A 1,683-nucleotide genomic window follows, 5' to 3' on the forward strand; every position below is an offset into this window, starting at 1 on the left:
ACTATCGCTTAAGCGATGGAAGAGTAGGTCGTCGCCAGGCATTGAAGCCGGTGAACACAAAACGTTCGTGTCTCTCACGAGAACCCATCACATGTCATCTAAAACCCGCTCGCGCTCGCGAGCAAAGCATACAAAATCCCTGTCGCGGGGTGGAGCAGCCCGGTAGCTCGTCAGGCTCATAACCTGAAGGTCACAGGTTCAAATCCTGTCCCCGCAACCAACGGTATCACAAAAGCCCCGTTCCTCATCGGACGGGGCTTTTGTGCGTTTGGGGCACACGCACTCTGCGCAAATTCCAGCATTTGGTACAGGTCGCCGTAAAGCTGAATTGGGCGACGCTTCCCGCCGCGCGCGCGCCCAGGCTGCACAACGATCTTCTCGATGATTGGTCGGATCGCTTGCCGAGCGACCGCGCCATCGCTTGAGGACAGATGTGTCTCGAGTTCGGCGACCGCCCGCCTATAGACGGTTTCATAGTTCGCCGGCAGCCGCACGACCGTCGGCTCAGGTGCTTTGACTAGAGCAATCTTCAAGCCTGCCTCGATCGTCTCAAGTTCCGTAAAACAGACGGTCAATGCGCGCGGCGCATCGTCGTCTTCCTCGATCCGCGACACGAGCTTGGCGATGCGCCGGCGCGTCTCGACAAGCTCGCCTTCTACGTGATGGCGATCTGCATGGTTGGCGCGATGCATCGCCTCGAGCTCCGTCTGGAGCTTCGCGGCGCAGCGACGGATGATTTCCGGGGTCAGAAGCCGGTCGCGGATGCCAGCCAATGCGCGCTCCTCGAGTTCCCGCGCCGTGATAGACCCGTTGGTGCAGGTCCCGGTGCGATGACCCTTGTAGCGCCAACGGCCGGCACCGGTCGCGAGGAAGGGCGCCTCGCAAGCTCCGCATGTGACGAGCCCGGACAGTAGGTGGGCAGGGCGCTTTGCGCCCGCCAGCTGATTGCCCGTCAGCTTGTACTTCGCGTCGCGCGCGGCGCGCGCTTCTTTCTGCCGGACCTTCACCGCATCCCACAGTGCCTGGTCGATGATGCGCAACTCTGGCTGATCATTGATGATCCGCTCCGTTTCGGGGTTGCGGCGCGGGCGGCGCGAAAAGCCGCGATTGTCATCGGGTACCTCGACCCAGATCCGACGGTTGAAGATACGGCGCCCGATATAAATCTCGTTGTTGAGGATGCCCTCGCCGAGGCTCGGGTCGCCCGACAGAGTCGTCGGGTTCCAGACGCGTGCGTTGTATTTTCCACGCTCTCGAGCGCGCGGGGAGGGGATGCGATCCCGGTTCAAGCTCGCGCAGATCTGCTTCAGGCTCTGTCCCTCGGAATAAAGGTTGAAGATGCGCTGTACCAGCTCGGACTGCGGCTCGTCGATCGCAAGCCGGTCAACGTCGCGCCCGCCTGCGTCCTGTCCGGTGATCTCACGTCGGTAACCCAGAACTTTCCCGCCGGTCACGCCGCCGCGGCGCGCCTTGCCCTTTAGGCCGCGGCGTGTCGTGTACGCGATGCGTATTCGCTGCTGTTCGCCGATAATGGCTTTGAAGGCGAATACGAGGTCGTCGATGCGACCGATTGAAGCCGTATGGACCGTCACCTGATACAGCCGGAACGTATCCATCCGGCGACGGTCATCTATTCGGCGTGCGTCTGACCTGAGAGGTTAGCAACGGTGCAAGCACTGTGGT

1 protein-coding gene and 1 tRNA gene are annotated in these 1,683 nt (G+C 61.6%); one reads left to right on the top strand and one right to left on the bottom strand.

Features of this window, described 5'->3' with window-relative positions; genetic code table 11:
* Window positions 1-143: 143 nt before the first annotated feature.
* Window positions 144-220: transfer RNA gene (locus QN347_RS19175), tRNA-Met, on the top strand.
* Here QN347_RS19175 and QN347_RS21025 read toward each other — a convergent pair.
* The gene (locus QN347_RS21025) at window positions 177-1,616 is read right to left on the bottom strand and encodes a recombinase family protein (protein WP_416350900.1); all 1,440 of its coding nucleotides are present in this window, start codon (window positions 1,614-1,616) and stop codon (window positions 177-179) included. The two genes, QN347_RS19175 and QN347_RS21025, sit on opposite strands and share 44 nt — an antisense overlap.
* Between the last annotated feature and the right edge of the window lie 67 nt (window positions 1,617-1,683).

Source organism: Sphingomonas sp. 10B4, from assembly GCF_035019905.1.
Taxonomy (GTDB): domain Bacteria; phylum Pseudomonadota; class Alphaproteobacteria; order Sphingomonadales; family Sphingomonadaceae; genus Sphingomonas; species Sphingomonas glacialis.